Origin of the sequence: Pseudomonas sp. NFIX10 (genome assembly GCF_900111955.1) — a bacterium.
GTDB classification, from domain to species: Bacteria; Pseudomonadota; Gammaproteobacteria; order Pseudomonadales; family Pseudomonadaceae; genus Aquipseudomonas; species Aquipseudomonas fluorescens_AA.
The window spans coordinates 265,357-290,717 of the sequence record NZ_FOKH01000002.1 but is presented as its reverse complement, the minus strand read 5'-3'; the positions used below and the strand labels follow the sequence as shown (position 1 = coordinate 290,717).

Sequence of the window (25,361 nt, the reverse complement as noted above, 5' to 3'; positions counted from 1 at the left end):
CACAAAAAAAGCGCCTGCAATCGTAATGGGGGCGCTGTTGCGCCTTTTGCTGATCGACCCGCCAAGGTCGGCCACTGAATTTGCAGTGACGGGCAAACCATACCGGCGGGCGTGACTGCTGGCAAGAAGACTTATCGACCGTTCATCGCTGAACATGAGGGTGGCTGTCATGCGGCGTCACTCCGAAGGTGCTTGGCCGTCAGGCTTTGGACGTAGCGGAGTAGGGACGCCTTCCGGGCTGTGAAGTCTTTGCCCTGACCGATCAGCAACACGTCGCGGATCTCGATCAGCGTGACCAACAACAACTCATGCGCGTTGAGTTCATCACGATTGCGGCCGGCAAACTGACCAGTGATTACTTGGTTGATTAGCTTGGCTTCGTTGATGAAGTGGTGGCGCTGAGGAGCCGTGCCGCGCTCCTCGTGGGCGATCGCCAGCGCTTCACACAAGCCGCGGTAGCCGATAGCCGATTGGTGACGGGCCTGCTGCCAGTCCTGGCTCCCGTGAATGAGCGCCTCGATCTGCATGTCACACCAGACAGAGAATTTCGCATCACACCAACGGGCAAACGTTACTGCCAATTTAGGATGGAGCCAGGTGCCCCCAGCGTTACCGCGGCGGGATTTCAAATACCCGGATTTCCGGGTATTCACGATTTTGGATGGCCCCGCTGTGGGATGCTGAATCTCATCCAGCGCGCGGATGTACTCGAGGGTCTCTGCGTTATCGAGCCAATGGTCCAGTCGCTTGCCGAAGCGTTCGGCGATCACTGTGGCGTGGAGCCAACCTTCGGCATTAAAGCTGACAACCTGGCCCTGGTAGTCGAAGGGGATGATGCGGGCGCTCATGCCTTCACCTCCGCTGGTGGGTTGGTGCTGAGGTAGTAGAGCGCCATGCCTTGGTGAGTGCGGCCTTGATCGTCGGTCAAGGTAAGGCGATGGGTAAGGATCTTATGGCCCAGGCTGCGCAGTTCATTGATGCGGGCGCCAGGGCGGACGATGTTCAGTTCGCGGATCGCGGTGAAGGTATCAATCGGGCCAGCGTGCAGGCGCTCCAAAAGGCGAGCGCGTTGTGCCGTTCCGCTGGTATTCTCGACGCGAGTATTTTCGTGGCTGGCCTGTTGGTCGGCCTTTTTTTTGTTCATTAGGCGGCCACCTCGCGAAGGGCGATGCGCTGACGAACCCAGGCATGTACCTCAGCCAAAACAAAGCCAACCGGCGAACCACGCGACTTGCTGTTGCTCAGCGGCACGGGGCGCGGAAAGGTCGGATCGTCTTTGAGGCGTTTGTACACAGTGGGGCGGGCAAGGCCGGTGATGGCTTCGAGATCCGGCATACGGATCAGAGTGATCGCCGGATCAAAATTTTGCGACGTGCCTGACGAAAGTTGGTGTGAAGTATGGATAGTGTGCATTTTGCGTTTCCCGATACTGATGTAGACGGGAAACAGGATGATTGCGCAACGGTGCTCTCAACAGACCAGCATGCGCGGAGACTGTACCGTTAGCGCGTATACCGTACTGTATGCGCGCAGATGGTAGTCAGTCAGGCCTTTGAACGCACGTGTGCCGTGACCCATCCATAAAGCGTTCTCTCGGTAACTCCGTATTCTCTGTGTTTATTCCGAGCGAAGGCTGTGCGGCTGCTGAAGTTTGACCCGGTATTATCCCAACACAGCAGAGCTGCTGACCTACTCTCGCTTGTTTCTTTATGTCGAGCATTGGCTGCGAGACTGGCTGCAAGCGAAACCTTTTTCCTCACCAGATCCTCTACCTGCTCGGGGATTCTTTTTTCATTGTCGTGCAAGAAAGCCTCGATTCTTTTGCGCATTTCGTATTCGTCCTGACGCTGCTCTGCTCTACAAATAACCTCCATGATGTCTACCGCGTTGTTGGCAATGGAGCGAAGGCACACCATAGGTAGGTCTGCTTTCAGGACGGGTGGCCACCACTCATCTTCCTGGTATGAAAGGATCGCTTCCCCAATGAGCACCAATGCTAAAACTGCGAAGTATTCATAGGGTTTTGCGTCAGGGAAATTCTCATCATCAAGGTCGACTCCTTTTAAACTATCCTCCAGTGCCTCTAGGCGGGTAGTGTTCTCTTCATTCGGAAAATCGAACTCGTCAGAAATGGTGTCAGGGTTTTGATCGACCAGCGTTCCCAGTCCATATTCCGTCCGGTCCTCCTCGGGGAGATGACGGAGTATCGAGCCATTGGTTTTCACTTGGTGGGTGATCCAAGATTCTTTCTCTTTTTCAAAATATTCGTTGGTGAGCCACTCGATAGTTGAGGCGGCTACTCTGATCTCATGTTCTGATCGGTTCGCAAGTACCAGCCTGGCGCGTGCTTGCATGGCGGGCAGCCGATATATGGGATCGAACGGCACTTCATCCGTAAAGGCATCAAACTCTTTATCAGTGTCCAAGATCTACGCCTCCTACGGCACCCTGTAATGAGGAGTCGGCCAGCCGAGCGGATGGGTGTCCGCTTTTCAGCTCGTCGACCTAGGCTCACAAAAATATTGTCTATACGAATACTGGTTATCCGAACAGCTACTGCTTTCAGTCTATATCTGTCTACGCAGTAGATGGAAGCGGAGTCAGGCGCGCTTGCCGAAATGACCCTGAATCACAATGCCGCCGGCCAGCCCGTCCAGGTAGTTCGCATACCATTGCATCATCGCCGTGCGCTGCGGCATGTACTTCGCCTTGTTGTACACGCCAGCGACGCCAGGTTTCTTGTGCGATAGCTGGGCCTCAATGTGGTTCTCGTCGAACCCATTTTCGTTGAGCACCGTCGACGCGATGTGTCGGAATCCATGCCCGGTTTGGCGCCCCTCATACCCCATCCGGCGCAGCGCCATCAGAAATACGGTGTCGCTACGTGGCTTCGTGCGGTCACTGCGCCCAGGGAAGAGCAGGGGATTGCCACCGGTGTACTGGCGCAACTCTTCCAGCGCCTGGATCGCCTGAGTGGAGAGGGGCACCAGGTGTTCCAGCCCTTTTTTCCGGCCCTTGCGATCAACCGGCACCGTCCAGATTTTCTTATCGAAGTCGAACTCTGACCACTGGGCCTCGCGCAGCTCACTGGGGCGCACGGCGAACAGGCTCAGCAGGCGCAGGCCGAGGCGAACATCGTGGGCGTGAGGGTATGTCGCGATGGCGCGGATCAGGCCGGGGAGTTCTTCCTGGGAGACATGGGCATAGTTCTCTGCCTTTCCTGACTTGAGATACTTTTGCAGGCCTTCCAGCGGATTGTGCGTCGCCCGGCCGGTAACCCGGGCCAAGTCGTACACGTCGCGGCAGTAGGAGCGCACCCGGCTCATCTGCTCGAGGATTCCCTGCTGCTCCATGCTGCGGAGGAACTCCATCCATTCAAGTGGAGTGATGTCGACGAACTGGCGCTTGCCGAACACCGGGAAAACATGACGCTCCAGGGCGCCGATGATCCGTTTCGCTGTGCCTGCGTCCCAGTTGGCCAGGCGTGACGCGTACCACTCCCGGGCCAACGGTTCGAATGTCTCTCCGGCGATGTCCCGCTCCGCCTTCTTGCGCGCCTGCTTCGTCACGATCGGATTTTTGCCATCGGCCGCATCGTTTCGCAGTTCGGCGGCTTTTTGCCTGGCCATTGATCCGCTGACTTCGGGGTAGCCACCAAGTCCAAGCCAGGACCATTTGCCGTCCGGCTTCTTGTAGCGGTACTGCCACGACTTTTGGCCATCAGGCTTCACGCGGAAATAAAGGCCGCTTCCATCCAGTTCGCGATACTCCTTGGCATCAGGCTCAAGGCCGGCCAATGCGGTATCGGAAAGAGGGCGGCGCTTTATCTCGGATCGCTTCATTTGGGCTTGTATCCCCTCGGTTCAATTATTTGTCGAGGATACACAGCGGGATACACGAAGGGAAGGTATAGGGGGATACAAAGAGATATAGCCAGAAACAAGAAAGCCCGCACTAGGCGGGCTTCTTGAGGTTGTTTAGAGACTCATGGAGACATCTGTAAACAGGTACTTGGTGGCTACACAGGGACTTGAACCCCGGACCCCAGCATTATGAATGCTATGCTCTAACCAACTGAGCTATGTAGCCAAGTGGCGCGCATTATTCGCCGGTAACGAAGATGTGTCAAGCGTAAATCTGAAATATTTCTCTGCGCTTTCAACCGCTTAACAATCCCCGCCGCAAATCCCTGTCAACCGAGCTGAAATCTCCCTGTGTTGGCACTCAAGGCCTTGCTTCCCTGGCTCAGGGTGTCCGCCGCCACGTTCACGGCCCGTGCGCCTTCGAGCAAGCGCATGGCTGCCTGGTCGACCTGCTGGATGTTGCCGCTGACCTCGTCGGCGGTGCTGGCTTGTTCATCCACGGCGGTGGCGATTTGCGCCAGGGTGTCGGTGACGCTTTGCACGGCGCTGGCAATTTCGCCCAGCCGTTCGCCCAGGCCGGTGACGGCTTCGGCATCGGTCTGGGCCTGGCCGCAGGCGGCTTCCATCAGGCTGACGGCTTCGTTGACCGTGGCACGCAGGCTGTCGACGGTGCCGGCAATCTGTTGCGTGGAGGACTGGGTGCGTTGCGACAGGCTGCGCACTTCATCGGCCACCACGGCGAAACCACGTCCCTGTTCCCCGGCGCGAGCCGCTTCGATGGCGGCATTGAGGGCCAGAAGATTAGTCTGCTCGGCCACGCCACGAATGGTATCGACCACCAGTTGGATCTGCTGCCCTTGTTCGCTGACTCGCCCCAGTGCGGCGGCGGTTTCGTTGAGTCGCTGGTTGAGCTGCTGGATGCTCGCCGTGGTGCGCTGGCTGTCACGGCTGCTGTCGGTGGCGATGCGGCGGGTCTGCTGGGCACTGTCGGAAGCCTGTTCACAACTCTTGGCCACGCCTTGGGAGGTGGCGGCCAGTTGCGTCGCGGCGGCGGCGATCTGGCTGATCTGCATCTGCTGGGCCTCGACTTCTCCCAGGGCGCCGCTGGAGTGGGTATTGAGGGTGCGCACGGCATTGCTCAACTGCAACGTTTCGTGGTCCACCCCCAGCAGGCTGTTGCGCAACTGCACCACGGCGACGTTGAGGGCGGTGCTGATGGCCGCCAGTTCATCGCGCCCTTGCACCGGCACTTGCAGGCTGAGATTGCCGTCGCGCAGGGCCTCGGCCAGCAGGGTGATGCCGCTGGCGCTACGCCGGATCGACGCTTGCAGGCACACAAAAAGATAGAGCGCCGCCAGCAGCAGGCAGCCCAGCACCGTCGCTACCAGGGTGAACTGGCGAATCGCCGAACCTTGGTAGTGATCCAGCCGCGTATCCAATGCCACCAGTGATTCTTGCCGCAGGGTCGCCAGGTCGGTGAGGAGGGCGTCCATGTGTTTTTCGAAGTCTTCCGGCTTCAAGTTGATGGAGCCGCCGAACACGCCGTCATCCAGCACTTTCAGGCCGGTGTCCAAGTGTTTGAGGCTGCCTTGGAATTGTCCGGCCCAGGTTTGCAAATCACCGGGCAGGCGGGTTTCCAGCAATGATCCGGTCTTGACCAGTTGATCCCGGGCGTCACCGATACGGCTGCGCAGGTCCCGCAGTTGCAGGCGGCTCTGCAGCGTGAACTGGCCCGACACCACGGAGGCCTGGCCAACGCTGGCCAGGCGGCCGACCCGTTCGATCAGGTCCGGTGTCTGCTGGGTCGAAATCTGGGTCAGCAGGTAGGTTTCCAGCCAGGAGGCGAGGGTCAGACGGTTATCCATGACCATTTGTTCGCGCAAGGCTTGCAGGGCGCTGAGGGCCGCGGTGAAACGGTCGTAGCCGTCCGGCCACCAACCCACGCTGCCCAGGCTCTTGGAGTCCAGACCGTTGAGGCTGGTTTGCAGGGCCTGATAGCGGGCAAGCGTGTCGGCTTCGGCACCTTCGCTTTGCAAGGTGGTGCCCAGGTCACTGGCGGCCTGGTTGAGGGCCGGCTGCACTGCATCGAAGGCCGCCATGGCGGCGATGGTCGCCGGGGTCGGTTGGCGATTGGTTTCCGTGGCGCGCCAGCGGGCGGCGCGGTTGCGCTGGGCGGTGAGCAGGTTGTCGAGATTATCCAGGGCCAGCAATTGGCGAACCCCGGCGCGTTCTCCAGAAATCAGGCTGAGCTTGTCGCGATAGTCCTGGCCGATGAGCCACAGGCTGCCCATGAGCGGCAGGATAAAAAGCAGGAACAGCAATTGGAATTTGCGGGCGAAGCCGAAATGCCCCAATAACCTGATTCCTGGTGAAAGAAACGCCTGCATGCCCATACTCCCCTGAACACCCATGCACTGTTTTTGTGCGCTTTTACACAGTGCAAAAACGGGTGCCCTTTTAAAAAGCCTCGAAAGTTCGTCCAAATCGGCTTGGTAGGCCAGCTTTGTAGCGAAACTTCCCATTCTCGGTCTCCTTTGTAAGGAGCCGCGTTGTAGCTCATTAACAAGGCAAGATTCAGACCATGGCGTTGAGCTATCACCTTGGAATGGGACAATTTTTTCAAGGTCGATAGCAAGCTAAGGGGATAGCCTTGTTGCACCGAAAAATGGCACATTGACGCACCTGCCCATGTGCACCCTCTGTCCTATGGAAACTCCCATGGCTATCGGCAATACCCAAGCTGCCACCCCATCCGTTGCCGCCCCGGCGCAAAGCAGCCCGTTGGTCATGCGCATCATCGGCGCCGTGGCGCTGGCGCACCTGATCAACGATTTGATCCAGGCCGTGCTGCCCTCGATCTACCCGATGCTCAAGGACAGCTATGGCCTGACCTTCACCCAGGTTGGCCTGATCACCCTGACGTTCCAGTTGACCGCATCTTTGTTACAGCCCTGGGTCGGCTATCACACGGATCGCCATCCCAAGCCCTGGCTGCTGCCGGCCGGGACGGTGTGCACGTTGATCGGCATTGTGATGATGTCCATGGTCGGCAGTTTTGCCTTGATCCTATTGGCGGCGGCATTGATCGGTATCGGCTCGTCGACCTTCCACCCGGAAGCATCGCGGGTGGCACGACTGGCTTCGGGTGGGCGCTACGGGCTGGCGCAATCGACGTTCCAGGTGGGCGGTAACGCCGGCTCGGCCTTCGGCCCGCTGCTGGCGGCGGCGATCATCATTCCCTATGGGCAGGGCAATGTGGCCTGGTTCGGGTTGTTCGCCCTGTTTGCGCTGTTCGTGCTGTACCGCATCAGCCGCTGGTACGCCAACCACTTGAACCTGTTCAAGCTCAAGCAAGGCCAGGCGGCCACCCATGGCCTATCCAAGGGCCGGGTCTTGAGTGCGCTGGTGGTGCTGGGGCTGCTGGTGTTTTCCAAGTACTTCTACATGGCCAGTTTTACCAGCTACTTCACGTTCTATCTGATCGAGAAGTTCGACCTGTCGGTGGCCTCTTCGCAGTTGTACCTGTTCCTGTTCCTCGGCGCAGTGGCGGCGGGGACCTTTTTTGGCGGACCGATTGGCGACAGGATCGGGCGCAAGGCGGTGATCTGGTTCTCGATCCTCGGCGTGGCACCGTTCACCCTGATTCTGCCTCACGTCGATCTGCTGTGGACCAGCATTCTCAGCGTGGTCATCGGCTTCATCCTCGCTTCGGCGTTCTCGGCCATCGTCGTGTACGCCCAGGAGCTGGTGCCGGGCAATGTCGGGATGATCGCCGGCGTGTTCTTCGGGCTGATGTTCGGCTTCGGCGGGATTGGCGCCGCGCTGCTGGGGCACCTGGCGGACATTCGTGGCATTGAGTACGTGTATTGGTTGTGCTCGTTCTTGCCGTTGCTCGGGGTGCTGGCGATTTTCTTGCCGAGGACTAAAAAAGTCTGATCCGCCTCCAGATGGCCGTTACCAATGAATATCGAGTTTTATGCTGAAAAATCTTTTGATCAGAACGGTGACCGCCGCCATGGCTAAGCGTAAACGCAAGACACTGCCGAAGGATTTCGGTCAGTTGCTGGAGCAGGCCTCGTTTGCCGAGCTGGTCGCCGTGTTCGATGCGTGCGAGCTTGAAGCCACTGGCGGTTACAGCAAGAGCACCGCGCTGGGTTTCTACAACTGTCCCGACGAACTGGCCCGCTGGCTGGTGGAGCAGGGCGCCGATATCAATGCCCGTGACACTTACCAGCGAACGCCCCTGCATCATCGCAGTTCGAGTTGGATCGGGGGTATCGATCTGCTGCTGGATTTGGGCGCCGATATCGAGGCGCAGGATTACCAGGGCTACACGCCGTTGCATGCCGCGGCCAACAGCCACAAAGCCGAGGCCATCGCGGCCCTGATCCGCCGTGGCGCCAATGTCGATGCCAAGAGCCGGCAGGGGCACGGTGTCCTGCATATTGCCTTGGCCACTACCCGCAACGCCGATATCGAGGCCACCGCGAAAATCGCCCAGACCCTGTTGGCGGCAGGGCTGCAGCGCGACGAGGGCATGCTCGTTGAAGTGCAACGCATCGGCCGTGAATTCGAATTTCACCGGGCCTCTTTCAACCCGGACTACCTCGAGGCAACGGACGCGGCCCTGACCCGTCTTTATCGCCTTTTCGACGTCGTGCCCGTTGCCTCTCGCAAGGTTCACGACGGTCAGGCCGCCATCGTCGTGACGGCCAGTGGCTGGCCAGACCAGCATCAGCAATTGTGGGAGCTGCTGGTGCCATCCTCGGGTGCCGCAGCGACGGCGCAGGGGGAGGTGATCCGCATCAGTGGCCGTATCTCCCGAGAGATTCACCACAACGGATCGGCCAACTGGGACGCCGATTTCAAAGCGATGTTGGTGGCTCTGGTCGATCATCTGGGCAGCGCCGTGCCCTTGCCTGAGGCCGACCTCGCTGAAGCGAGGGCACTGGCTGCCGTTCTACGGGGTGGCAACGATAACGGCGAGCAGACTGATCGTCTCTGTGAATTGGCGGTGCGTTGGGTCATCGCCAACCCGCAGCCGGTGCCATTGGCGGCGCCTTCCTACGGTAGGTGACGCCCACCTCTTCAGGATCGAATAGCCCGGCGCGACACTTCGTGCGTCGGTGTTGGATTACGACCAAAGTACTGTTTTGTATAACGCCTAAGTCCGATTTTGTATAAAAGTCGACCGTGTTAATTTGCCGTTGTGGTTATTGGTCTGAATGGATTCTGCGAGATTATTCAAGAGTGACCCCAGGGTTACTGGAAAAGCAGGGATCGCGCATTCTTTCCACCTATCGCCCTTATTTGCCCTGGCACCTAAGGCCTTCGGTTCTTGATTGAATACCTCTAGCTGCTTTATCAGGCGGATAGAGCGGATTTACGCCCCAACCTGCCACGTTTCAAATATTTAAAAGCGCTGTATCGCCGTGCCCTTTCAAGGCGATTGCCTTGTGGGCAGCGTAAACAGCCGTGATTGATTGTTATTTGCCGCGTCGTGCACAAGTTAGAGACCGTCGTCTCTAGCGTTGGCAATAAATAGAATCAGGCAGGGGATGATATGAAGTTCAAGTCATTGCAGGCGCGCATTTGTGTCACGGCAGGCATTTGCCTGTTTGTTTCATCCATCAGCCTGGTGGTCTACGGGCTCTTTACCGCTCGAACCAATGAGCAATACGTCGCTTCCGAAGTCTCGGCGCTGGTTGAAACGTCAACGATCCGGGAAATCCAGAACCTGGCCGAGTCCCGTGCCAATGCCATCCAGGCCAAGCTGCAGAATGCCCTGGATGCCGCTCGCACCATGGCCAATACCTTTGCCGCCAGCAAGGCCGCGCAAAGTCCCTTGGCGTTAGGACGTGAGCAGATCAACAGCGTATTGCTCAGCATCCTCAAGGATAATCCGGACTTCAACGGCACCTACTCCTGCTGGGAACCCAATGCGTTGGACGGCCAGGATCCGGCGTTCCGTAATGCTACCGATGGCAATAATCCCTTGACGGGACGCTTCACGCCTTACTGGACTCGCAGCGCCGACGGTCATGTCGCGGTGCAGCCATTGGTCGAGTATGACTCCCCGGATCGTCATCCCAACGGCGTGCCCAAGGGCGGCTGGTACAGCGGCCCGCGCGACACCCTGAAGGAGAGCGTGCTCGATCCCATTCCCTATGTGGTCCAGGGCAAGAACGTCTGGCTGACCACCCTGTCGGTGCCGATCGTGGCCAACGGCAAGTTCTACGGTGTGGTCGGGGCTGACTTCGATATCGCCTTTATCCAGAAACTCAGTGAGCAGATGTCTGCCGAGCTCTACGGCGGCAAAGGCACGGTTTCGATCCTGAGTAACCAGGGCCTGGTGGTCGCGGACAGCCAGCGCACCGACCTGATCGGGCAATCCATCAAGGCTTTGTTGCCTGAGTCTTGGGAAAAAGTGCTCAGCGATATCCAGGGCGGTCGGGGTGACGGCTTGCTCAATCCGCAAACCCAGAATATCGAAGTGTTGATGCCCATTGCCCTCGGTCGCACGGGCAAGCCCTGGGCGGTGCTGATTCGCTTGCCCAAGGCCGTGGTCATGGCCCAGGCCATCACCCTGGAGCAGGAGTTGCAAGCGCGCAGTATCAGCAACAGCATCTGGCAAGTGTCGGTAGGGCTGGGCATTTCCCTGTTGGCGTTGGTTGCCCTCTGGTTCGCCACGGCGAAAATCGTCGGGCCGATCCGCGAGGCCGCGGCGTTGGCCGCCAACATCAGCCTGGGCGACTTCTCGCGCCGCCTGGTGCAGCAATCCGAGGATGAAGTCGGGCAACTGTCTGCCGCACTCAATGACATGTCCGAAAGCCTGCAACGGCAGGTCAGGGTGGCCGAGCGTATTTCCGAAGGGGATCTGGACCTGGAGGTCCGCTTGTCGTCGCCCCACGATACCCTCGGCAAGTCGCTGGAGAAGATGGTCAGCAACCTGAACCAGCTGATTTCCGAGGTGCAGACCAGCGCCACCCAGATTACCGGCAGCTCGGCGCAGGTCACCGATCTGAGCCAGTCGTTGTCCGATGGTGCGTCCAACTCCGCGTCGTCCATTACCGAAATCAGTGCGGTGATGACGCAAATGGCTGCGCAGACCCGGGACAACGCCGCCAACGCCAAGAAAGCCGATGAGCAATCCCAGGCCTCGCGCGCCGATGCGGGGGAGAGCGATAAATTGATGAGCGAGTTGATTGCCGCGATGGCTGAAATCGACAACTCGGGCAAGGACATCACCGCGATCATCACCACCATCGACAACATTGCCGCCCAAACCAATCTGCTCGCCCTGAACGCGGCCATCGAAGCGGCCCGGGCGGGTGAGCTTGGGCGTGGTTTTGCCGTCGTCGCCGACGAAGTCCGCAGCCTGGCCGCCCGCAGCGCCGAGGCCGCCCAGCAGACGGCGGCATTGATCGCCGATTCATCGAGCAAGACCCAGCGCGGCATGATCATCGCCGGCCGGACCGCCGAATCGCTGAAAAACATCGTCACCGGCACCAGCGCGGTTTCCAACCTGGTTTCGCTGATCTACCAGGCCTCCAGCGAGCAGGCTTCGGGCTTGCAGCAGGCCAGCATCGGCTTGGAGCAGATCGATGAGGTGACGCAGAAAAACCAGTCCAACTCCCAAGAGTGCGCGGTGGCGGCCAAGGACCTTTCGGAGCGGGCCTCGCTGATGCAAGGTGTGTTGGGACGTTTCAAGGTCAAAAGGGGTGGGCTAAAGCACAAGACTTCCGATTGAAAAAGCGGATAATGGCCGCCTATTTTTTGCTCGTTATGCTGGTAATCCCGTATGGAAATCAAGGTCAACTTTCTCGACAACCTTCGACTTGAAGCCAAGTTTGATGACTTTACGGTGGTGGCCGATCAACCTATCCGTTACAAGGGCGATGGCTCGGCCCCCGGGCCGTTCGATTATTTTCTGGCTTCGTCGGCGTTGTGCGCGGCTTACTTTGTGAAGCTGTACTGCCAAACGCGCAATATTCCCACCGATAACATTCGTCTGTCGCAGAACAATATTGTCGATCCGGAAAATCGCTACAACCAGATCTTCAAGATCCAGGTCGAGCTCCCGGCGGATATCAGCGACAAGGACCGCCAAGGTATTTTGCGTTCCATCGACCGTTGCACGGTGAAGAAGGTCGTGCAAGCCGGGCCTGAGTTTGTCATTGAAGAGGTGGACAACCTCGACGCCGATGCCCGGGCGTTGCTGATGCCCAATTCGGTTTCCCACGCGGGCACCTACATCGCCGGCAAGGACCTGCCGCTGGAGCAGACCATCGCCAATATGTCGGGTATTTTGGCGGCCCTGGGCATGAAGATCGAGATCGCTTCGTGGCGCAATATCGTGCCCAATGTGTGGTCGCTGCATATTCGCGATGCTCACTCGCCGATGTGTTTTACCAATGGCAAGGGCGCGACCAAAGAGGCCGCCCTGGCGTCGGCGTTGGGCGAGTTCATCGAGCGACTGAACTGCAATTTTTTCTACAACGATCAGTTCTGGGGTGAAGACATCGCCAACGCGGCGTTTGTGCATTACCCGGACGAGCGCTGGTTCAAGCCTGGCCGTAAAGATGCGCTGCCAGCGGAAATCCTCGACGAGTATTGCCTGAACATCTACAACCGCGACGGCGAGCTGCGTGGCTCCCACCTGATCGACACCAACTCGGGTAATGAAGAACGCGGCATCTGCGCGCTGCCGTACGTGCGCCAGTCGGACGGCGAGGTGGTGTATTTTCCGTCCAACCTGATTGAAAACCTGTTCCTGAGCAACGGCATGAGCGCCGGTAACACCCTGGCCGAAGCTCAGGTGCAGTGCCTGTCGGAGATTTTCGAGCGCGCGGTCAAACGCGAGATCATCGAAGGTGAATTCGCACTGCCGGATGTACCGGCCAACGTGCTGGCGAAGTACCCGGGCATCATGGCCGGTATCCAGGCGTTGGAAGAGCAGGGGTTCCCCGTCCTGGTGAAGGATGCTTCCCTGGGGGGCGAATTCCCGGTGATGTGCGTCACGTTGATGAACCCGCGCACCGGCGGTGTGTTTGCCTCGTTCGGTGCACATCCGAGCCTGGAAGTGGCGCTGGAACGCAGCCTGACCGAATTGTTGCAGGGCCGCAGTTTCGAAGGCCTCAACGACTTGCCCCAACCGACGTTCGAGGGGCATGCGGTGACCGAGCCGAATAACTTCGTCGAGCACTTCATCGACTCCAGCGGCGTGGTGTCGTGGCGCTTTTTCAGTGCCAAGTCAGATTACGAATTCGTGGAGTGGGATTTCTCCGGCCAGGGTGAAAACTCGAATGCCGAGGAGGCCGCGACCTTGTTCGGCATTCTCGAAGGCATGGGCAAGCAAGTGTACATGGCGGTCTACGAGCATATCGGCGCGAAAGCGTGCCGTATCCTGGTGCCGGGCTATTCGGAAATCTATCCCGTGGATGATCTGATCTGGGATAACACCAACAAAGCGCTGTTTTTCCGCGCCGACATCCTGAACCTGCATCGCCTGGACGAAGACGAACTGCAAGCGCTGGTCGAGCGTCTGGTGGAAAGCGAGCTGGACGACTACACCGACATCACTACCTTGATCGGCATCGAGTTCGATGACAACACGGCTTGGGGCCAGTTGACGATCCTGGAGTTGAAGCTGCTGATCTATCTGGCCTTGCAGCAGTTCGAAGAGGCGAAGGAAGCGGTGGAAACCTTCTTGCAGTACAACGACAACACGGTTGAGCGCGGGTTGTTCTACCAGGCCGTGAATGTGGTGCTGGAGATGAAGCTGGACGAAGACCTGGAACTGGAAGACTACGAGGCCAATTTCCGTCGGATGTTTGGCAACGAGCGAATGGATGCGGCGATCGGCTCGGTGGACGGCAGCGTGCGCTTCCATGGCTTGACGCCGACCAGCATGAAACTGGAGGGCCTCGACAGGCACCTGCGCCTGATCGACAGCTACAAAAAACTGCACGCGGCGCGGGCCAATGCGTCGGTTTTATCTTCCGGGCTCGCCCCGTCGCTTGGCTGAATCCCGGCACTTGCATGGGGTTCGGTTTTTTCCGAACCCCATGGCTCAGTCAAACGGAACGAAATCGCAGGATCTGCGCGCCGTCGAAGGGGTCGATCAGGTAGTGGGCGTGCACGCCGAACGTAGCCTGCAAGCGTTGCGGGGTCAGCACCTCCAGAGGTTTGCCTAGCGCCACCAGCCGGCCCCGCTCCAGTACCGCCAGGCGATCACAGGTTAACGCCTGGTTCAGGTCGTGCAGGGCGATGACCGTCGTGACAGGTAGCGCTTGCACCACTTTCAGGATGGCGAGCTGATGCTGGATATCCAAGTGATTGGTGGGTTCGTCCAGCAATAGAATCTGTGGGCGTTGGGCCAGGGCCCGAGCGATGTGAACACGTTGACGTTCACCACCGGACAGACTGTGCCAGGTGCGGTTTCTCAAATGCGTCGCATCGACGTCCCACAGCGCCTGCTGGACGATTGCAGCGTCCTCGTTTGACCACGGACTCAAGGCCGATAACCAGGGCGTTCGGCCCAGGGCAACGGCGTCGAACACGCTGATCGCGTCCAGTGTGTCGGCCTGTTGCTCAACCACGGCCAGGGTCTGCGCGACGGTGCGCCGTGCCAGCTCCTTGAGGGGCTGGTGGTTGAGCTGAATGTCGCCCCGGCTGGGGGCGCGCACGCCCGCCAGCAGTTTGAGCAGTGTGGATTTTCCCGAACCGTTGGGCCCGACGAGGCCCAGGGTTTCGCCCCGATGGATGTCCAGGTGGATATCGTGCAACAACTCGGCGTCCCGCACATGGAACCCGAGGCCGGAACAACTCAGCACGGATTCGCCGATGACAGCGGTGACGGCATTCATCGGGCATTTCTCCGACCGATCAGGATCAACGCGAACACCGGAGCGCCCACCAGTGCAGTGATGACGCCGACCGGGATGACTTGGCCTTTGATCAGCGTTCGAGAGAAGACATCGGCGGCGATCAGGAACACCGCGCCACCCAACGCGCTTGCCGGCAACAGGCGCGCATGCCGGGTGCCCAGCAACAAACGCACGGCATGGGGAATGACCAGCCCGACGAAACCGATGGAGCCCACGATCGACACCATCACCGCTGTCACCAGTGCCGCGCAGTTGATCAGCAGAAATTGCACCTGGCGTACCGGAATGCCAAGGGAGGCGGCCGAATCGGCGCCAAAGGTAAAGGCGTCCAGCGCCCGCCGGTGCCACAGGCACACCGCGAGACCGATCAATGCCACGGGCACCGACAGCCACACCGACGGCCAACGGACCCCACTGAGATTTCCCAGCAACCAGAACATGATGCCGCGAGCTTGTTCGGAACTGGCGGACTTGGTAATCAGAAACGCGGTGAGGGCATTGAACAACTGCGAGCCGGCAATGCCGGCCAGGATAATCTGCCCGGTGCCAGAGGGTGAGCGGCTGGCGCGGGCCAGCAAAACGACCACGGCGAACGCCGCAACGGCCCCGGTGAAGGCCCCGGCCGACAACGAAACCAGCCCCGCCCCAATGCCCAGCAGCGCCACCAGTACCGCGCCTGTCGAGGCGCCGGCGGAGATGCCGAGCAGGTAAGGATCGGCCAACGGGTTGCGCAACAGCGATTGCAAGATCACCCCGCAGGTCGCCAGGCCCGCACCGCAGGCCGCCGCCACCAGCGCCCGGGTCAGCCGGTAGTTCCAGACGATGCCTTCGTCTATCGGGTCGAGGACATAACCTGCGGCCCACAGTTTGTTGGCCAGCACCTGGAACACCACACTCGGCTCGATACTCGTTTCACCGATGGCCACACCGGCAATCACTGCCAGGAGCAGCGTCACCAACGCCAGCAACGTTCGAATCAGCGTCGGAATCATTTCGGCAGGTCGTAGCCGCTGATGGCCGTCGCCAGGGTTTCCAGGCCGTCGAACATTCTGATGCTCGCTTGCATGGCCATCGCATCGAGAATGATGATGCGGTTGTTTTTCACCGCGTCCATATTGCGGGTCACCGGGTCACTGCGCAGGAATTGCAGCTTCTTTTCATGGTCATCCGCCGGAAAACGTCGGCGATCCATGCGGGCAATGACCAGGAAGGTCGGGTTGGCCTTGGCGATGGTTTCCCAGCCGACGGTTGGCCATTCCTCATCGGATTCAACCACGTTGCGCACGCCCAGGGTACTGAGCATGAAGTCAGGAATGCCCTTGTGCCCGGCCACATAGGGGTCGATGTCCAGACTGGCGCTGGAGAACCAGAACAGCGCACTCGTCTGCTTCAGATCCTTGGCCTGCACCGTGGCGATAGACTTCGCCAGACTGGCCTTGAGTTGGGCGTTCAACTGTTGGCCACGCTCCTGTACGTCGAAGATTTCAGCCAACTGGCTGATGCTCTTGTAGATACTGTCGATGCGAAACGCCTCCAGCCGCGTGCCATCCGCACCGACCAGATTATCCTTGGCCTCGCAATCGGAGGGCATCAGGTAGGTGGGGATCTTCAGTTCGTGAAACTGCTGGCGGGTACCGACCACGCCTTGCGGTCCGACCATCCATTCCAGCTCCACCGCCACCAGTTGCGGACGTTTGCCGATCACCGCCTCGAAGCTCGGCTCGTTATCGGCCAGGCGTTCGATCTTGTCGTTCTGCGCCTTGTACTTCATCTGCACATCGTTGAACCAGAGCGAAGTACCGACCACTTTGTCGCTCAACCCCATGGCATACAGCATTTCAGTGCCGGCCTGGCCGATGGTCACGACGCGACTGGGTGGTTGCTCAAAGGTCAGCGTGCTGCCGCAGTTTTCCAGGGTCAGGGGATATTGAGTCGGGGCCGCGTGGGCGAGGCTCGGCAGACCCAGGGCTATAACGAGGGGGACAAGGCGGGGCAGCAGCATGATGCAAACTCCAGTTGACCGTACACGGAGCAGGGGACGGACTGGAAAACACATCATCGAACGCTGCCGCTAAAGCACTGAAGTGCCGATCGGCCCAGTGACGCGCAACGCAAGGATGCTCTTCCCGGACACCCCGCCGGTTAGTGATTGACTTGGCCGGCAGGTCTCCTGACTGATGCGTCATCGCCTGGCTCCAGCCTTCCCGGGGCGATCCCAGTGGCCATTGAGGAGCAGGCTCAGCACCTACAGTTGCGGGGGCAGTTCCGTTTGATGCCGTGCGAGGCATCTCGGATTCCCTATTAGTCCCGTGGGGGAACCGGCGACCGGCATGGTAGTCGATCGGGGTGTTTATCACCACTCACCACGGAGAGGCGTTCTCCTGGCATCGTACGATTGCGGGAATGATTTTCGGGAGGTGCGGCATCGCGCCGCTTCTTGCTATTCTGGTGGCCCTCTTCATGGACGAACATTGAGACAAGCCATGGTTAACCACACCCCGTCACACATCGGGAAGATATTGCTGGGCCTGCTGTTTGCCCTGATTGGTATCGGTTTGTTGAGCATTGCCATCAATCTCACGCTTGAGCGACGCGAGTTTCTCGACCGTGCACAGGCCGCCGATGGCATCGTCAGCCACTTGAATGCCGGTGGTTCGCATCCTGAGATCGCCTTCACCACGAGCAGCGGTGAAAACATCTCCTACCCCCAGGGCGGCTTCATCTTCGGCTATCAGCAGGGTCAGCCGGTGCGGGTGTATTACCTGCCCGAGCAGCCGGCCAACAGCGCCATCGTCGATGACTCGGCCGCGCTGTGGGGCACTCCCGGGGTCCTGGGTCTTATCGGTCTGGTGTTCACGCTTGTCGGTCTGGCAAAAGCTATCCGTCAGCGCGGTCGCGGTACGGTTCATTCACATAAAGGACTTTAACGTATGAGCTACAACATCCCGATCCCGGTCAATGAAAGTCGCTGGCAGTATCAGACCGCCAGCGGTGGCGGCCTGACCGTGGTCATGGTGGCGGGCAGTGGCGGTTCGATCATCCTGCGTTCGCCCGAGGGCGAGGACGTCAGCTACCGCTACGGCGGCGTCGGAGTAGGTGCCGGATTTGGCGCGCGGCTGCCGCGTTTCGGCAAGATCAATATCCAGATCAAGGGCAAGGGCGTGTCGGCAGCGGGGGCGGCGGAAGCCTTTCCCAGCACCGGCAAGGTGTTTGTCAGCGATGCCTTGGTCGCTCGCGACCTGACCAGTGACGACATCACCGGGCCTTGCATGTACACCGAAGTCGGGGTGGGCCTGGGAATCGGCGGTTCGGCCACGGCGCTGTTGTTCGGGCTCGATCCCAAGTTGCTGGCGTTGTCGGTGGCCCTGAGCTCCAACCCGGCGACCTCGCTCATTGCATCTGCCACGGTCAGCCGACAATTGGCGCGGTCGGCCAAGGGGGCGCTGGTCATGGCCGGCATAAACGCTGGCCTGCAGGCCGGTGGTGGTGGCGCGATTTACATAGGTTATCTGTTCTAGTCGGATTGTGGAGTAATGCCACGGCTATCCCGATATCCATGCCGGGATCGGGATGCCCATTCCACAATGCCTGCGTTCGGCCAGCGTGATTAACGGGGCGCCCCAGATCAAAAACCAAAGCGAGGTGGCCCTGGCTTAGAGCGAACGCGTTCCTTCTGTGGGAGCTCGCGATCGCGGAGGATCAGTTTGCGGTGATGTTGGTTGTGCTGACGTCATCGCGAGCAAGCTCGCTCCCACAAGGTTTTTGTGTCGTATACAGATGCTGTGGACACCCGCGAGTCCATGTGGGAGCGAGCTTGCTCGCGATGACGGTGGTTCAGTTACATAAATGCCGGAGCGAGGCACCGAGTGGTGGCCACACTGAGTGGATTCTGGAAATCGAGGCATGCAGCAAGTCCAGCAATGCACATCACTGGAAGGTGATTTCGTGACCCGTTGCGGACGAAGTGCGCAGTATACGCAGCCCTGAAAGCACTATCAGCACCATGGCCAGGCCCGCGACAATCGCGACGCCGAACCCTGCCTGCGCGCCACAGGCGTCGATGACCAAGCCCGCCAATACGCCGCCGAGCGCGACGCCGATGCTGACGCCAGTCGACATCCACGTAAACCCTTCGGTGATCCTGGAAGGCGGAACAATCATCGTGCCGAGATTCATGATGATGACCATCGTTGGCGCAAACGACATGCCTGCCAAAAATAACATTGCGGAAAGGACATAGACGTTCGGTGAAAGAATGGGCAACACAGCAGTGACTGCCGTTACCAGCGACCCGATTAAAAACTGCCGGTCAATCGGTATGGAAGCCCTCAAGGCGCCGAACGTCAGGCCTGCGATCAGTGAACCGAGGGCATAGGTTGCCAGGATGAAGCTGGCAGACGCCGGCCAGCCCTGTGCGTTGGCGAAGGCGACAACCGCCACGTCAACGGATCCTCCAATGACGCCCATCGCCAACAGTGCGAGCACGATGGTAGGAACGCCGGGGATAAGCAAGGTCGAGCCTGTGCTCCTCGCTGTGCCCACGACCACCTTCGGTTCCGTCTGCCGCTGCATGAGAAACGCCGTCACACCGACCATCAACAACAAGACCGCAGCAAGGGGCCCGGCTTGGGCGAAAACACTGATGCTCAAACCAATGGCAAGTGGTGGGCCGATGACAAAGGCCAGTTCAGTTATAACGGTATCCAGGGAAAAGGCTGTGTGTAGCTGTGGCTTGCCACGGAAAAGTTGTATCCAGCGTGCCCTTATCATGGCGGGCATGCTTGGCATCGTGCCCGCCAATGCCGCGAGGATAAACAGTAGTGGGGCCGGAGCGCTCATGTACACGGCAATGATCAGCGCGAGCAGCATGCTGGTGCTGAAGGCCGCCAGAGGGGGCAGAACCCGGCGTTGCCCCCGCCGGTCGACAAGTTTCGATACTTGCGGACCGATAAGCGCAGTCGCCAGGGTATAAGTCCCGGCGACCGCGCCTGCCAGCCAATAAAGTCCTGTCTGTTGCACCAACATGGTGATGAGGCCAATGCCGATCATTGCCTGTGGCAGACGGGCAATGGCGCTCGTCATCACTAGCCCGATGGCGCCCGGGGTGGAGAACAGTTCGCGGTAGGGGTTGGCCATGATGCTTCCTTTATCATGTGACACGGATGAATAACCCGCTGCCTGTGACACAAACTGATGGGACGGCAAACCGGTGGCTGGTCATTTGAGCACGCCTGCGAATGGGCCGTTACACGTTATTTGGGCAGGACAGCTATTCAAGCAAACGAAGGCCAGGGGAGGCGGGCGATGGATTGATATCGGACGGTTCCGGGTTGCAATGAGATGTTCCAACGCAAAAGCCCCGCATCGCGGGGCGATAACGGGGCTTTTCGAATGCTGCGTGGAAGCGGCGTGGCGGGTCAGACGTTAAAGCGGAAGTGCATCACGTCGCCATCCTTGACGATGTATTCCTTGCCTTCCAGACGCCATTTACCCGCTTCCTTGGCGCCCGCTTCGCCCTTGTACTGGATGAAATCCGAGTAGGCGATGACTTCGGCACGGATAAAGCCTTTTTCGAAGTCAGTGTGGATCACACCGGCGGCTTGCGGTGCGGTGGCACCCACGCGGACGGTCCAGGCGCGCACTTCTTCGACACCGGCGGTGAAGTAGGTCTGCAGGTGGAGCATCTCGTAGCCGGCGCGGATCACGCGGTTCAGGCCAGGCTCTTCCAGGCCCAGGGCCTCGAGGAACATGTCTTTCTCTTCACCGTCGTCCAGCTCGGCGATTTCCGCTTCGATCTTGTTGCAGACCGGAACGACCATGGCGCCTTCTTCCTCGGCAATGGCCTTGACCACGTCCAGGTGCGGGTTGTTCTCGAAACCGTCTTCAGCGACGTTGGCGATGTACATGACCGGTTTGGTGGTCAACAGGTGGAAGCCCTTGATCACCAGCTTCTCGTCGGTGCTCATGTTCTTCATCAGGCTGCGTGCTGGCTTGCCTTCGGTGAAGTGGGCGATCAACTGCTCCAGCAGGCCCTTCTGCACAACCGCGTCCTTGTCACCGCCCTTGGCGTTGCGGGCAACTTTCTGCAGTTGTTTTTCGCAGCTGTCGAGGTCGGCGAAAATCAGTTCCAGGTCGATGATTTCGATGTCGCGCTTGGGGTCGACGCTGTTGGAGACGTGAATCACGTTCTCGTCTTCGAAGCAGCGCACCACGTGGGCGATGGCGTCGGTTTCACGGATGTTGGCCAGGAACTTGTTGCCCAGGCCTTCGCCTTTCGACGCGCCAGCCACCAGGCCTGCGATGTCGACGAATTCCATGGTGGTCGGCAGGATGCGCTTGGGGTTGACGATAGCCGCCAAGGCTTCCAGGCGCGGATCGGGCATCGGCACGATGCCGCTGTTCGGCTCGATGGTGCAGAAGGGGAAGTTCTCGGCCGCGATACCGGATTTGGTCAGGGCGTTGAACAGGGTGGACTTGCCGACGTTAGGCAGGCCGACGATGCCGCAATTGAATCCCATGGTGTTTCCCCTCGGATAAGTGTCAGGCCTTCTGGCTGTGCAGGTTTTTCATCGCGCGGTTCCATTCACCGGCGAGAATATCCGGCAGCACGCCGAGGGCAAAGTCGATGCTGGCATCGAGTTTTTCCTGTTCGGCGCGAGGCGCACGACCCAGGACAAAGTTAGAAACCATACTGGCAACGCCCGGGTGGCCGATGCCGAGCCGCAGGCGGTGAAAGGTATTCTGATTACCCAGTTGCGCGATGATGTCGCGCAACCCGTTGTGACCGCCATGGCCGCCGCCTTGCTTGAGCTTGGCAACGCCCGGAGGCAGGTCGAGTTCGTCGTGGGCCACCAGGATTTCTTCAGGCTTGATGCGAAAGAAACCGGCCAATGCCGCCACGGCCTGGCCGCTGCGGTTCATGTAGGTGGTGGGAATCAACAGGCGAACATCCTGACCCTGATGCGAGAAGCGCCCGGTCAGGCCGAAATACTTGCGATCGGCCGCCAGGCTGACGCCTTGTGCGTGCGCGATGCGCTCAACAAAAAGGGCCCCTGCGTTATGCCGGGTCTGTTCGTATTCAGCGCCTGGATTTCCCAGGCCAACGATCAGTTTTATGGCAGTCACGATAGGGGCCCTTCCTGGAGTGTGGATAACGATGTCGCAATCAGGCGGTGTTGCGACAGTGGACGAAAATGGCGGATTTACCGTTGAGTAAACTTCGCGTTCTCGCCCGCTGTCTCGCTACGTTCCAGTCCGCGATGTTTCCGGTCACTCCGGCGACAGAGTGAAATTACTCTGCAGCGCCTTCTTCAGTGGCTTCTGGAGCAACACGTGGAGCGTGGACGTTGGCAACAGCCTTGTCATCGCCGTGTGCCAGAGCAACAAACTCAACGCCTTTAGGAGCCTTGAGGTCGGACAGGTGAATGATCGTGCCGACTTCGGCGTCAGCCAGGTCGACTTCGATGAATTCAGGCAGGTCTTTCGGCAGGCAAGTCACTTCGATTTCCGAAACAACGTGGGAAACTTCGCCGCCTTTCTTGATCGGAGCAGCTTCGCCAACGAAGTGTACAGGCACGATAGCGGTCAGTTTCTGGCCGGCGACTACGCGTACGAAGTCAGCGTGCATCACGTGGCCTTTGGCCGGGTGACGCTGCAGGGCTTTGATCACGACGTTTTGCTTGGTGCCGCCAACGTTCAGCTCGATGATGTGGCTGTAGGCCGCTTCGTTTTCGAGCAGTTTGGCAACTTCTTTGGCCAGCATGCTGATGGACTCAGGGGCTTTGTCGCCACCGTAGACTACAGCTGGAACCAGGCTTGCGAGACGACGCAGGCGGCGGCTCGCACCTTTCCCCAGGTCGGAACGCACTTCAGCATTCAGAGTAAAATCGTTCATGTTGTATCTCCAAAATAGCCATGACCGAGTGACGTTTGCGACCAGCGTCAGGCACGGTATGGGCAAAAAAGCCCCGCCCCGACAGGTGATGTCGGGGCGGGGCGCTTTTCGTCAACGAGGTGTCCTGGAAAGGGCAGGGCCCTTAGCGGAACATCGCGCTGATCGATTCTTCATTGCTGATGCGGCGAACCGCTTCGGCAACCACCGGTGCGATATCCAGTTGACGGATACGCGCACAGGCTTGTGCTGCAGCGGACAGCGGAATGGTGTTGGTCACCACCAGCTCGTCCAGCACGGAATTTTCAATGTTCTCGATTGCCCGACCGGACAGCACAGGGTGTGTGCAGTAGGCAAAGACCTTGGCCGCGCCATGCTCTTTCAGGGCCTTGGCCGCGTGGCACAGGGTGCCGGCGGTATCGACCATGTCATCGACCAGGATACAGGTACGCCCTTCGACGTCGCCGATGATATGCATCACTTCGGAGTGATTGGCTTTCTCACGGCGTTTGTCGATGATACCCAGATCCACGCCCAAGGATTTGGCAACAGCCCGTGCACGCACGACGCCGCCAATGTCCGGGGACACGATCATCAGGTTTTCGAAGCGCTGATCTTCGATATCATCCACCAGGACGGGGGAGCCGTAGATGTTATCCACGGGAATATCGAAGAAACCCTGAATCTGGTCGGCATGCAGATCAACCGTGAGGACACGGTCGATGCCGACTACGGTGAGCATATCAGCCACGACTTTCGCGCTGATGGCCACGCGTGCGGAACGCGGACGGCGATCCTGACGGGCATAACCAAAGTAAGGAATAACAGCAGTGATACGAGTAGCCGAGGAACGGCGGAAGGCATCAGCCATCACGACGAGTTCCATCAGGTTATCGTTGGTCGGAGCGCAAGTCGGCTGAATAATGAAGACGTCTTTACCGCGAACGTTTTCATTGATCTCGGCAGTGATTTCGCCGTCGGAAAATTTACCGACAGAAATGTCACCGAGAGGGATATGCAGCTGACGTACGACACGTCGAGCCAGATCGGGGTTGGCGTTCCCCGTAAAGACCATCATCTTGGACACGCGCAGTACCTGAAGGCTGAGGGTATACCTGGATGAGTATAGGAAAATGGCAGGGGCGGCTGGATTCGAACCAACGCATGGCAGGATCAAAACCTGCTGCCTTACCGCTTGGCGACGCCCCTGTATCTGTTGCTGCGAGTGCCCAGCACTCGATTCCTTTTAGAGCAGGTCTTGCAGCTTGCGATGCAACATCGAAACGTTGCTTCCTTTTGCTACAAACCCTGTAAGGGTCTCTGTCAGAAGGGCCGAGACTTTATCAGCTTCAGCTTTGCTTGGGAAGCCCCCAAACACACAACTTCCAGTTCCGGTGAGTTTTGCTTCGGTAAATTTACCTAACAAATTCAGAGCGTTACGAACATCTGGATAACGCCTCGCTACCACCGGTAAGCAGTCATTTCGACTGTTTCCCTTGGGAACGGGGCGCACTTTAATGGGAGGAGAGTTACGTGTCAACAGTGGATCTGAAAAAATTTCTGCTGTACTTACAGATACTTGCGGCACCAGCACCAAGTACCAGGGTTCCTCGGGTTCCACTGGGGTGAGTTTTTCCCCGACGCCCTCGGCGAAAGCGGCGTGGCCACGCACGAAAACCGGCACGTCGGCGCCCAGCGTCAGGCCCAGGGCAGCCAGGCGATCGATCTCCCAGCCAAGCTGCCACAAATGGTTGAGGCCCAATAAAGTCGTCGCCGCATTCGAGCTGCCGCCGCCGATGCCGCCGCCCATGGGCAGGATTTTTTCGATCCAGATATCGATGCCCAGCCTACTACCGGATTGCAACTGGAGTTGTTTCGCGGCCTTGACGATCAGGTTGCTGTCGTGGGGCACGCCTTCGAACTCGGTGTGCAGATGAATCACGCCGTCGTCGCGCACGGCGAAGGTGATCTCGTCGCCGTAGTCCAGGAACTGGAAGATCGTCTGCAACTCGTGGTAGCCGTCCGGACGACGGCCGAGGATGTGCAGCATCAGGTTGAGCTTGGCCGGGGAGGGCAGGGTCAGGCGTGCAGCGGTCATGTCACTGCCCCAGCTTGCGCGGCTGCCATTGCTTGATCACCAGCGTGACGTCGAGGTCGCTGCCATGCAACTTGATGCGTTCGGGCAGCCAGTAGCCGTTCTGCTGGGCATAGCTGAGGTACTCGATCTGCCAGTCATCCTGTTCCAGGTTGGACAGGCGGCTGTCGGCGTCGAGGGTCAGGCGACTTTTACTGTCCGGTGCCGGCAGCCCGCGAACCCACCAGGTCAGGTGGGAGACCGGCAGTTTCCAGCCCAGCTGTTCTTCCAGCAGCGCTTCGGGGGTGGGGGCCTCGTAGCGCCCCTGATTGGCGACTTCCAGGGAAACCTGGCCCGGCCGGCCAGTCAGGCGGGCCGCGCCGCGACCCAGTGGGCCCGACAGGCGGATGTCGTAGTAGTCCTGGCGTTGCAGCCAGAACAGCGTGCCGCTGCCCGAGTCTTTCGGGGCGCGGATGCCGATCTTGCCGTCGATCTGCCAGCCGTCGAGGCCGCTCAGTTGTTGTTTGTGCTCGCGCCACTGGGCCTGGTTGCCCTGGCCCTGGACGGATTCACGTGCGCCGAAGCCCGCGCAACCGGCGAGCAAGGCAATGAAGCTGAAAACGATGAAATGGCGCAAAAACATA

General features: G+C 59.3%; 22 protein-coding genes, 2 tRNA genes, 1 pseudogene and 1 riboswitch. Of the genes and pseudogenes, 7 read left to right on the top strand and 18 right to left on the bottom strand.

The window, feature by feature from the left end; all coding sequences use genetic code 11:
* Window positions 1-167: 167 nt before the first annotated feature.
* The 7 genes from BM321_RS03245 to BM321_RS03215 all read right to left on the bottom strand — a co-directional run bounded on the left by BM321_RS03245 (window position 168) and on the right by BM321_RS03215 (window position 6,250).
* Window positions 168-848, bottom strand: a complete 681-nt coding sequence (locus tag BM321_RS03245) for a KilA-N domain-containing protein (protein WP_092441485.1) — start codon at window positions 846-848, stop codon at window positions 168-170.
* Entirely contained in the window at window positions 845-1,144 is a 300-nt protein-coding gene (locus tag BM321_RS03240; protein ID WP_092202467.1) for a helix-turn-helix domain-containing protein, read from the bottom strand. Before BM321_RS03240 ends, BM321_RS03245 begins: the two co-directional genes overlap by 4 nt.
* The gene (locus tag BM321_RS03235) at window positions 1,144-1,413 is read right to left on the bottom strand and encodes a helix-turn-helix transcriptional regulator (protein ID WP_092441484.1); all 270 of its coding nucleotides are present in this window, start codon (window positions 1,411-1,413) and stop codon (window positions 1,144-1,146) included. Before BM321_RS03235 ends, BM321_RS03240 begins: the two co-directional genes overlap by 1 nt.
* A 131-nt stretch (window positions 1,414-1,544) precedes the next feature.
* Complete coding sequence (locus tag BM321_RS03230) at window positions 1,545-2,426, bottom strand: hypothetical protein (RefSeq protein WP_092441483.1); 882 nt, start codon at window positions 2,424-2,426, stop codon at window positions 1,545-1,547.
* Between the two features lie 174 nt (window positions 2,427-2,600).
* Window positions 2,601-3,842, bottom strand: a complete 1,242-nt coding sequence (locus tag BM321_RS03225) for a tyrosine-type recombinase/integrase (RefSeq protein WP_092441482.1) — start codon at window positions 3,840-3,842, stop codon at window positions 2,601-2,603.
* A 170-nt stretch (window positions 3,843-4,012) separates the two neighbouring features.
* Window positions 4,013-4,089: transfer RNA gene (locus BM321_RS03220), tRNA-Met, on the bottom strand.
* A 103-nt stretch (window positions 4,090-4,192) separates the two neighbouring features.
* Complete coding sequence (locus BM321_RS03215; RefSeq protein WP_092441481.1) at window positions 4,193-6,250, bottom strand: methyl-accepting chemotaxis protein; 2,058 nt, start codon at window positions 6,248-6,250, stop codon at window positions 4,193-4,195.
* A 331-nt stretch (window positions 6,251-6,581) separates the two neighbouring features.
* Between BM321_RS03215 and BM321_RS03210 the strand changes: the two genes are divergently transcribed.
* From BM321_RS03210 to BM321_RS03195, 5 genes and pseudogenes are all read left to right on the top strand, one after another.
* Complete coding sequence (locus BM321_RS03210) at window positions 6,582-7,799, top strand: MFS transporter (RefSeq protein WP_092441480.1); 1,218 nt, start codon at window positions 6,582-6,584, stop codon at window positions 7,797-7,799.
* A 79-nt stretch (window positions 7,800-7,878) separates the two neighbouring features.
* Window positions 7,879-8,940 (top strand): ankyrin repeat domain-containing protein, encoded by a 1,062-nt coding sequence (locus BM321_RS03205; protein ID WP_092441522.1) that lies wholly within the window; start codon window positions 7,879-7,881, stop codon window positions 8,938-8,940.
* 486 nt (window positions 8,941-9,426) lie between these two features.
* Window positions 9,427-10,689 (top strand): annotated as a pseudogene (locus BM321_RS31155) (HAMP domain-containing protein); the annotation flags it as partial.
* Window positions 10,684-11,613, top strand: coding sequence for a methyl-accepting chemotaxis protein (locus BM321_RS31150; RefSeq protein WP_371856605.1), 930 nt, complete (start codon window positions 10,684-10,686; stop codon window positions 11,611-11,613). The pseudogene BM321_RS31155 and the gene BM321_RS31150, both read left to right, overlap by 6 nt.
* Window positions 11,614-11,664: 51 nt before the next feature.
* A complete protein-coding gene (locus BM321_RS03195; RefSeq protein WP_092441478.1) occupies window positions 11,665-13,890 on the top strand; it encodes an OsmC domain/YcaO domain-containing protein in 2,226 nt (741 codons plus the stop codon).
* 49 nt (window positions 13,891-13,939) lie between these two features.
* Here the strand turns inward: BM321_RS03195 and BM321_RS03190 are convergent, their stop codons facing one another.
* Genes BM321_RS03190 through BM321_RS03180 form a run of 3 tightly spaced genes read right to left on the bottom strand, consistent with a single transcriptional unit; the run spans window position 13,940 to window position 16,754 of the window.
* Window positions 13,940-14,731 carry an ABC transporter ATP-binding protein gene (locus BM321_RS03190; RefSeq protein ID WP_092441477.1) on the bottom strand — a complete coding sequence of 264 codons (792 nt, stop codon included), beginning with the start codon at window positions 14,729-14,731 and terminating at the stop codon, window positions 13,940-13,942.
* Window positions 14,728-15,744, bottom strand: coding sequence for a FecCD family ABC transporter permease (locus BM321_RS03185; protein ID WP_092441476.1), 1,017 nt, complete (start codon window positions 15,742-15,744; stop codon window positions 14,728-14,730). The genes BM321_RS03190 and BM321_RS03185 overlap by 4 nt, the downstream gene beginning before the upstream one ends.
* Window positions 15,741-16,754: an ABC transporter substrate-binding protein gene (locus tag BM321_RS03180; protein ID WP_092441475.1), complete on the bottom strand. Its 1,014-nt coding sequence runs from the start codon at window positions 16,752-16,754 to the stop codon at window positions 15,741-15,743. Before BM321_RS03180 ends, BM321_RS03185 begins: the two co-directional genes overlap by 4 nt.
* A gap of 140 nt (window positions 16,755-16,894) precedes the next feature.
* Window positions 16,895-17,090: riboswitch (cobalamin riboswitch) on the bottom strand.
* A 145-nt stretch (window positions 17,091-17,235) separates the two neighbouring features.
* Between BM321_RS03180 and BM321_RS03175 the strand changes: the two genes are divergently transcribed.
* Together BM321_RS03175 and BM321_RS03170 are read left to right on the top strand one after the other, a co-directional pair.
* Complete coding sequence (locus tag BM321_RS03175; RefSeq protein WP_092441474.1) at window positions 17,236-17,679, top strand: DUF3592 domain-containing protein; 444 nt, start codon at window positions 17,236-17,238, stop codon at window positions 17,677-17,679.
* Between the two features lie 3 nt (window positions 17,680-17,682).
* The gene (locus tag BM321_RS03170) at window positions 17,683-18,270 is read left to right on the top strand and encodes a hypothetical protein (protein WP_092441473.1); all 588 of its coding nucleotides are present in this window, start codon (window positions 17,683-17,685) and stop codon (window positions 18,268-18,270) included.
* A 409-nt stretch (window positions 18,271-18,679) separates the two neighbouring features.
* Here BM321_RS03170 and BM321_RS03165 read toward each other — a convergent pair whose 3' ends face one another.
* The 8 genes from BM321_RS03165 to lolB form a co-directional block, all read right to left on the bottom strand.
* Window positions 18,680-19,888: an MFS transporter gene (locus tag BM321_RS03165; RefSeq protein WP_092441472.1), complete on the bottom strand. Its 1,209-nt coding sequence runs from the start codon at window positions 19,886-19,888 to the stop codon at window positions 18,680-18,682.
* Between the two features lie 281 nt (window positions 19,889-20,169).
* Window positions 20,170-21,270, bottom strand: a complete 1,101-nt coding sequence (gene ychF / locus BM321_RS03160; RefSeq protein WP_060740647.1) for a redox-regulated ATPase YchF — start codon at window positions 21,268-21,270, stop codon at window positions 20,170-20,172.
* A gap of 22 nt (window positions 21,271-21,292) precedes the next feature.
* Window positions 21,293-21,877, bottom strand: coding sequence for an aminoacyl-tRNA hydrolase (gene pth / locus BM321_RS03155; RefSeq protein WP_003185374.1), 585 nt, complete (start codon window positions 21,875-21,877; stop codon window positions 21,293-21,295).
* Window positions 21,878-22,043: 166 nt separating this feature from the next.
* Window positions 22,044-22,646, bottom strand: coding sequence for a 50S ribosomal protein L25/general stress protein Ctc (locus BM321_RS03150; RefSeq protein WP_092329337.1), 603 nt, complete (start codon window positions 22,644-22,646; stop codon window positions 22,044-22,046).
* 142 nt (window positions 22,647-22,788) lie between these two features.
* Window positions 22,789-23,730 carry a ribose-phosphate pyrophosphokinase gene (locus tag BM321_RS03145; RefSeq protein ID WP_003171603.1) on the bottom strand — a complete coding sequence of 314 codons (942 nt, stop codon included), beginning with the start codon at window positions 23,728-23,730 and terminating at the stop codon, window positions 22,789-22,791.
* Between the two features lie 47 nt (window positions 23,731-23,777).
* Window positions 23,778-23,852, bottom strand: a tRNA-Gln gene (locus BM321_RS03140).
* Window positions 23,853-23,889: 37 nt separating this feature from the next.
* Window positions 23,890-24,741, bottom strand: coding sequence for a 4-(cytidine 5'-diphospho)-2-C-methyl-D-erythritol kinase (gene ispE, locus BM321_RS03135; protein ID WP_092441471.1), 852 nt, complete (start codon window positions 24,739-24,741; stop codon window positions 23,890-23,892).
* 1 nt (window position 24,742) lies between these two features.
* On the bottom strand, window positions 24,743-25,360 hold the full coding sequence (gene lolB, locus BM321_RS03130) for a lipoprotein insertase outer membrane protein LolB (RefSeq protein WP_092202497.1): 618 nt from the start codon (window positions 25,358-25,360) through the stop codon (window positions 24,743-24,745).
* Window position 25,361 lies beyond the last annotated feature (1 nt).

What these genes read in the sequence shown, in the direction of transcription:
- BM321_RS03245 (WP_092441485.1), bottom strand. Translation starts at nt 848, where the DNA reads ATGAGCGCCCGCATCATCCCCTTCGACTACCAGGGCCAGGTTGTCAGC.
- BM321_RS03240 (WP_092202467.1), bottom strand. Translation starts at nt 1,144, where the DNA reads ATGAACAAAAAAAAGGCCGACCAACAGGCCAGCCACGAAAATACTCGC.
- BM321_RS03235 (WP_092441484.1), bottom strand. Translation starts at nt 1,413, where the DNA reads ATGCACACTATCCATACTTCACACCAACTTTCGTCAGGCACGTCGCAA.
- BM321_RS03225 (WP_092441482.1), bottom strand. Translation starts at nt 3,842, where the DNA reads ATGAAGCGATCCGAGATAAAGCGCCGCCCTCTTTCCGATACCGCATTG.
- BM321_RS03215 (WP_092441481.1), bottom strand. Translation starts at nt 6,250, where the DNA reads ATGCAGGCGTTTCTTTCACCAGGAATCAGGTTATTGGGGCATTTCGGC.
- BM321_RS03210 (WP_092441480.1), top strand. Translation starts at nt 6,582, where the DNA reads ATGGCTATCGGCAATACCCAAGCTGCCACCCCATCCGTTGCCGCCCCG.
- BM321_RS03205 (WP_092441522.1), top strand. Translation starts at nt 7,879, where the DNA reads ATGGCTAAGCGTAAACGCAAGACACTGCCGAAGGATTTCGGTCAGTTG.
- BM321_RS31150 (WP_371856605.1), top strand. Translation starts at nt 10,684, where the DNA reads ATGTCCGAAAGCCTGCAACGGCAGGTCAGGGTGGCCGAGCGTATTTCC.
- BM321_RS03195 (WP_092441478.1), top strand. Translation starts at nt 11,665, where the DNA reads ATGGAAATCAAGGTCAACTTTCTCGACAACCTTCGACTTGAAGCCAAG.
- BM321_RS03190 (WP_092441477.1), bottom strand. Translation starts at nt 14,731, where the DNA reads ATGAATGCCGTCACCGCTGTCATCGGCGAATCCGTGCTGAGTTGTTCC.
- BM321_RS03185 (WP_092441476.1), bottom strand. Translation starts at nt 15,744, where the DNA reads ATGATTCCGACGCTGATTCGAACGTTGCTGGCGTTGGTGACGCTGCTC.
- BM321_RS03180 (WP_092441475.1), bottom strand. Translation starts at nt 16,754, where the DNA reads ATGCTGCTGCCCCGCCTTGTCCCCCTCGTTATAGCCCTGGGTCTGCCG.
- BM321_RS03175 (WP_092441474.1), top strand. Translation starts at nt 17,236, where the DNA reads ATGGTTAACCACACCCCGTCACACATCGGGAAGATATTGCTGGGCCTG.
- BM321_RS03170 (WP_092441473.1), top strand. Translation starts at nt 17,683, where the DNA reads ATGAGCTACAACATCCCGATCCCGGTCAATGAAAGTCGCTGGCAGTAT.
- BM321_RS03165 (WP_092441472.1), bottom strand. Translation starts at nt 19,888, where the DNA reads ATGGCCAACCCCTACCGCGAACTGTTCTCCACCCCGGGCGCCATCGGG.
- ychF (WP_060740647.1), bottom strand. Translation starts at nt 21,270, where the DNA reads ATGGGATTCAATTGCGGCATCGTCGGCCTGCCTAACGTCGGCAAGTCC.
- BM321_RS03150 (WP_092329337.1), bottom strand. Translation starts at nt 22,646, where the DNA reads ATGAACGATTTTACTCTGAATGCTGAAGTGCGTTCCGACCTGGGGAAA.
- ispE (WP_092441471.1), bottom strand. Translation starts at nt 24,741, where the DNA reads ATGACCGCTGCACGCCTGACCCTGCCCTCCCCGGCCAAGCTCAACCTG.
- lolB (WP_092202497.1), bottom strand. Translation starts at nt 25,360, where the DNA reads ATGTTTTTGCGCCATTTCATCGTTTTCAGCTTCATTGCCTTGCTCGCC.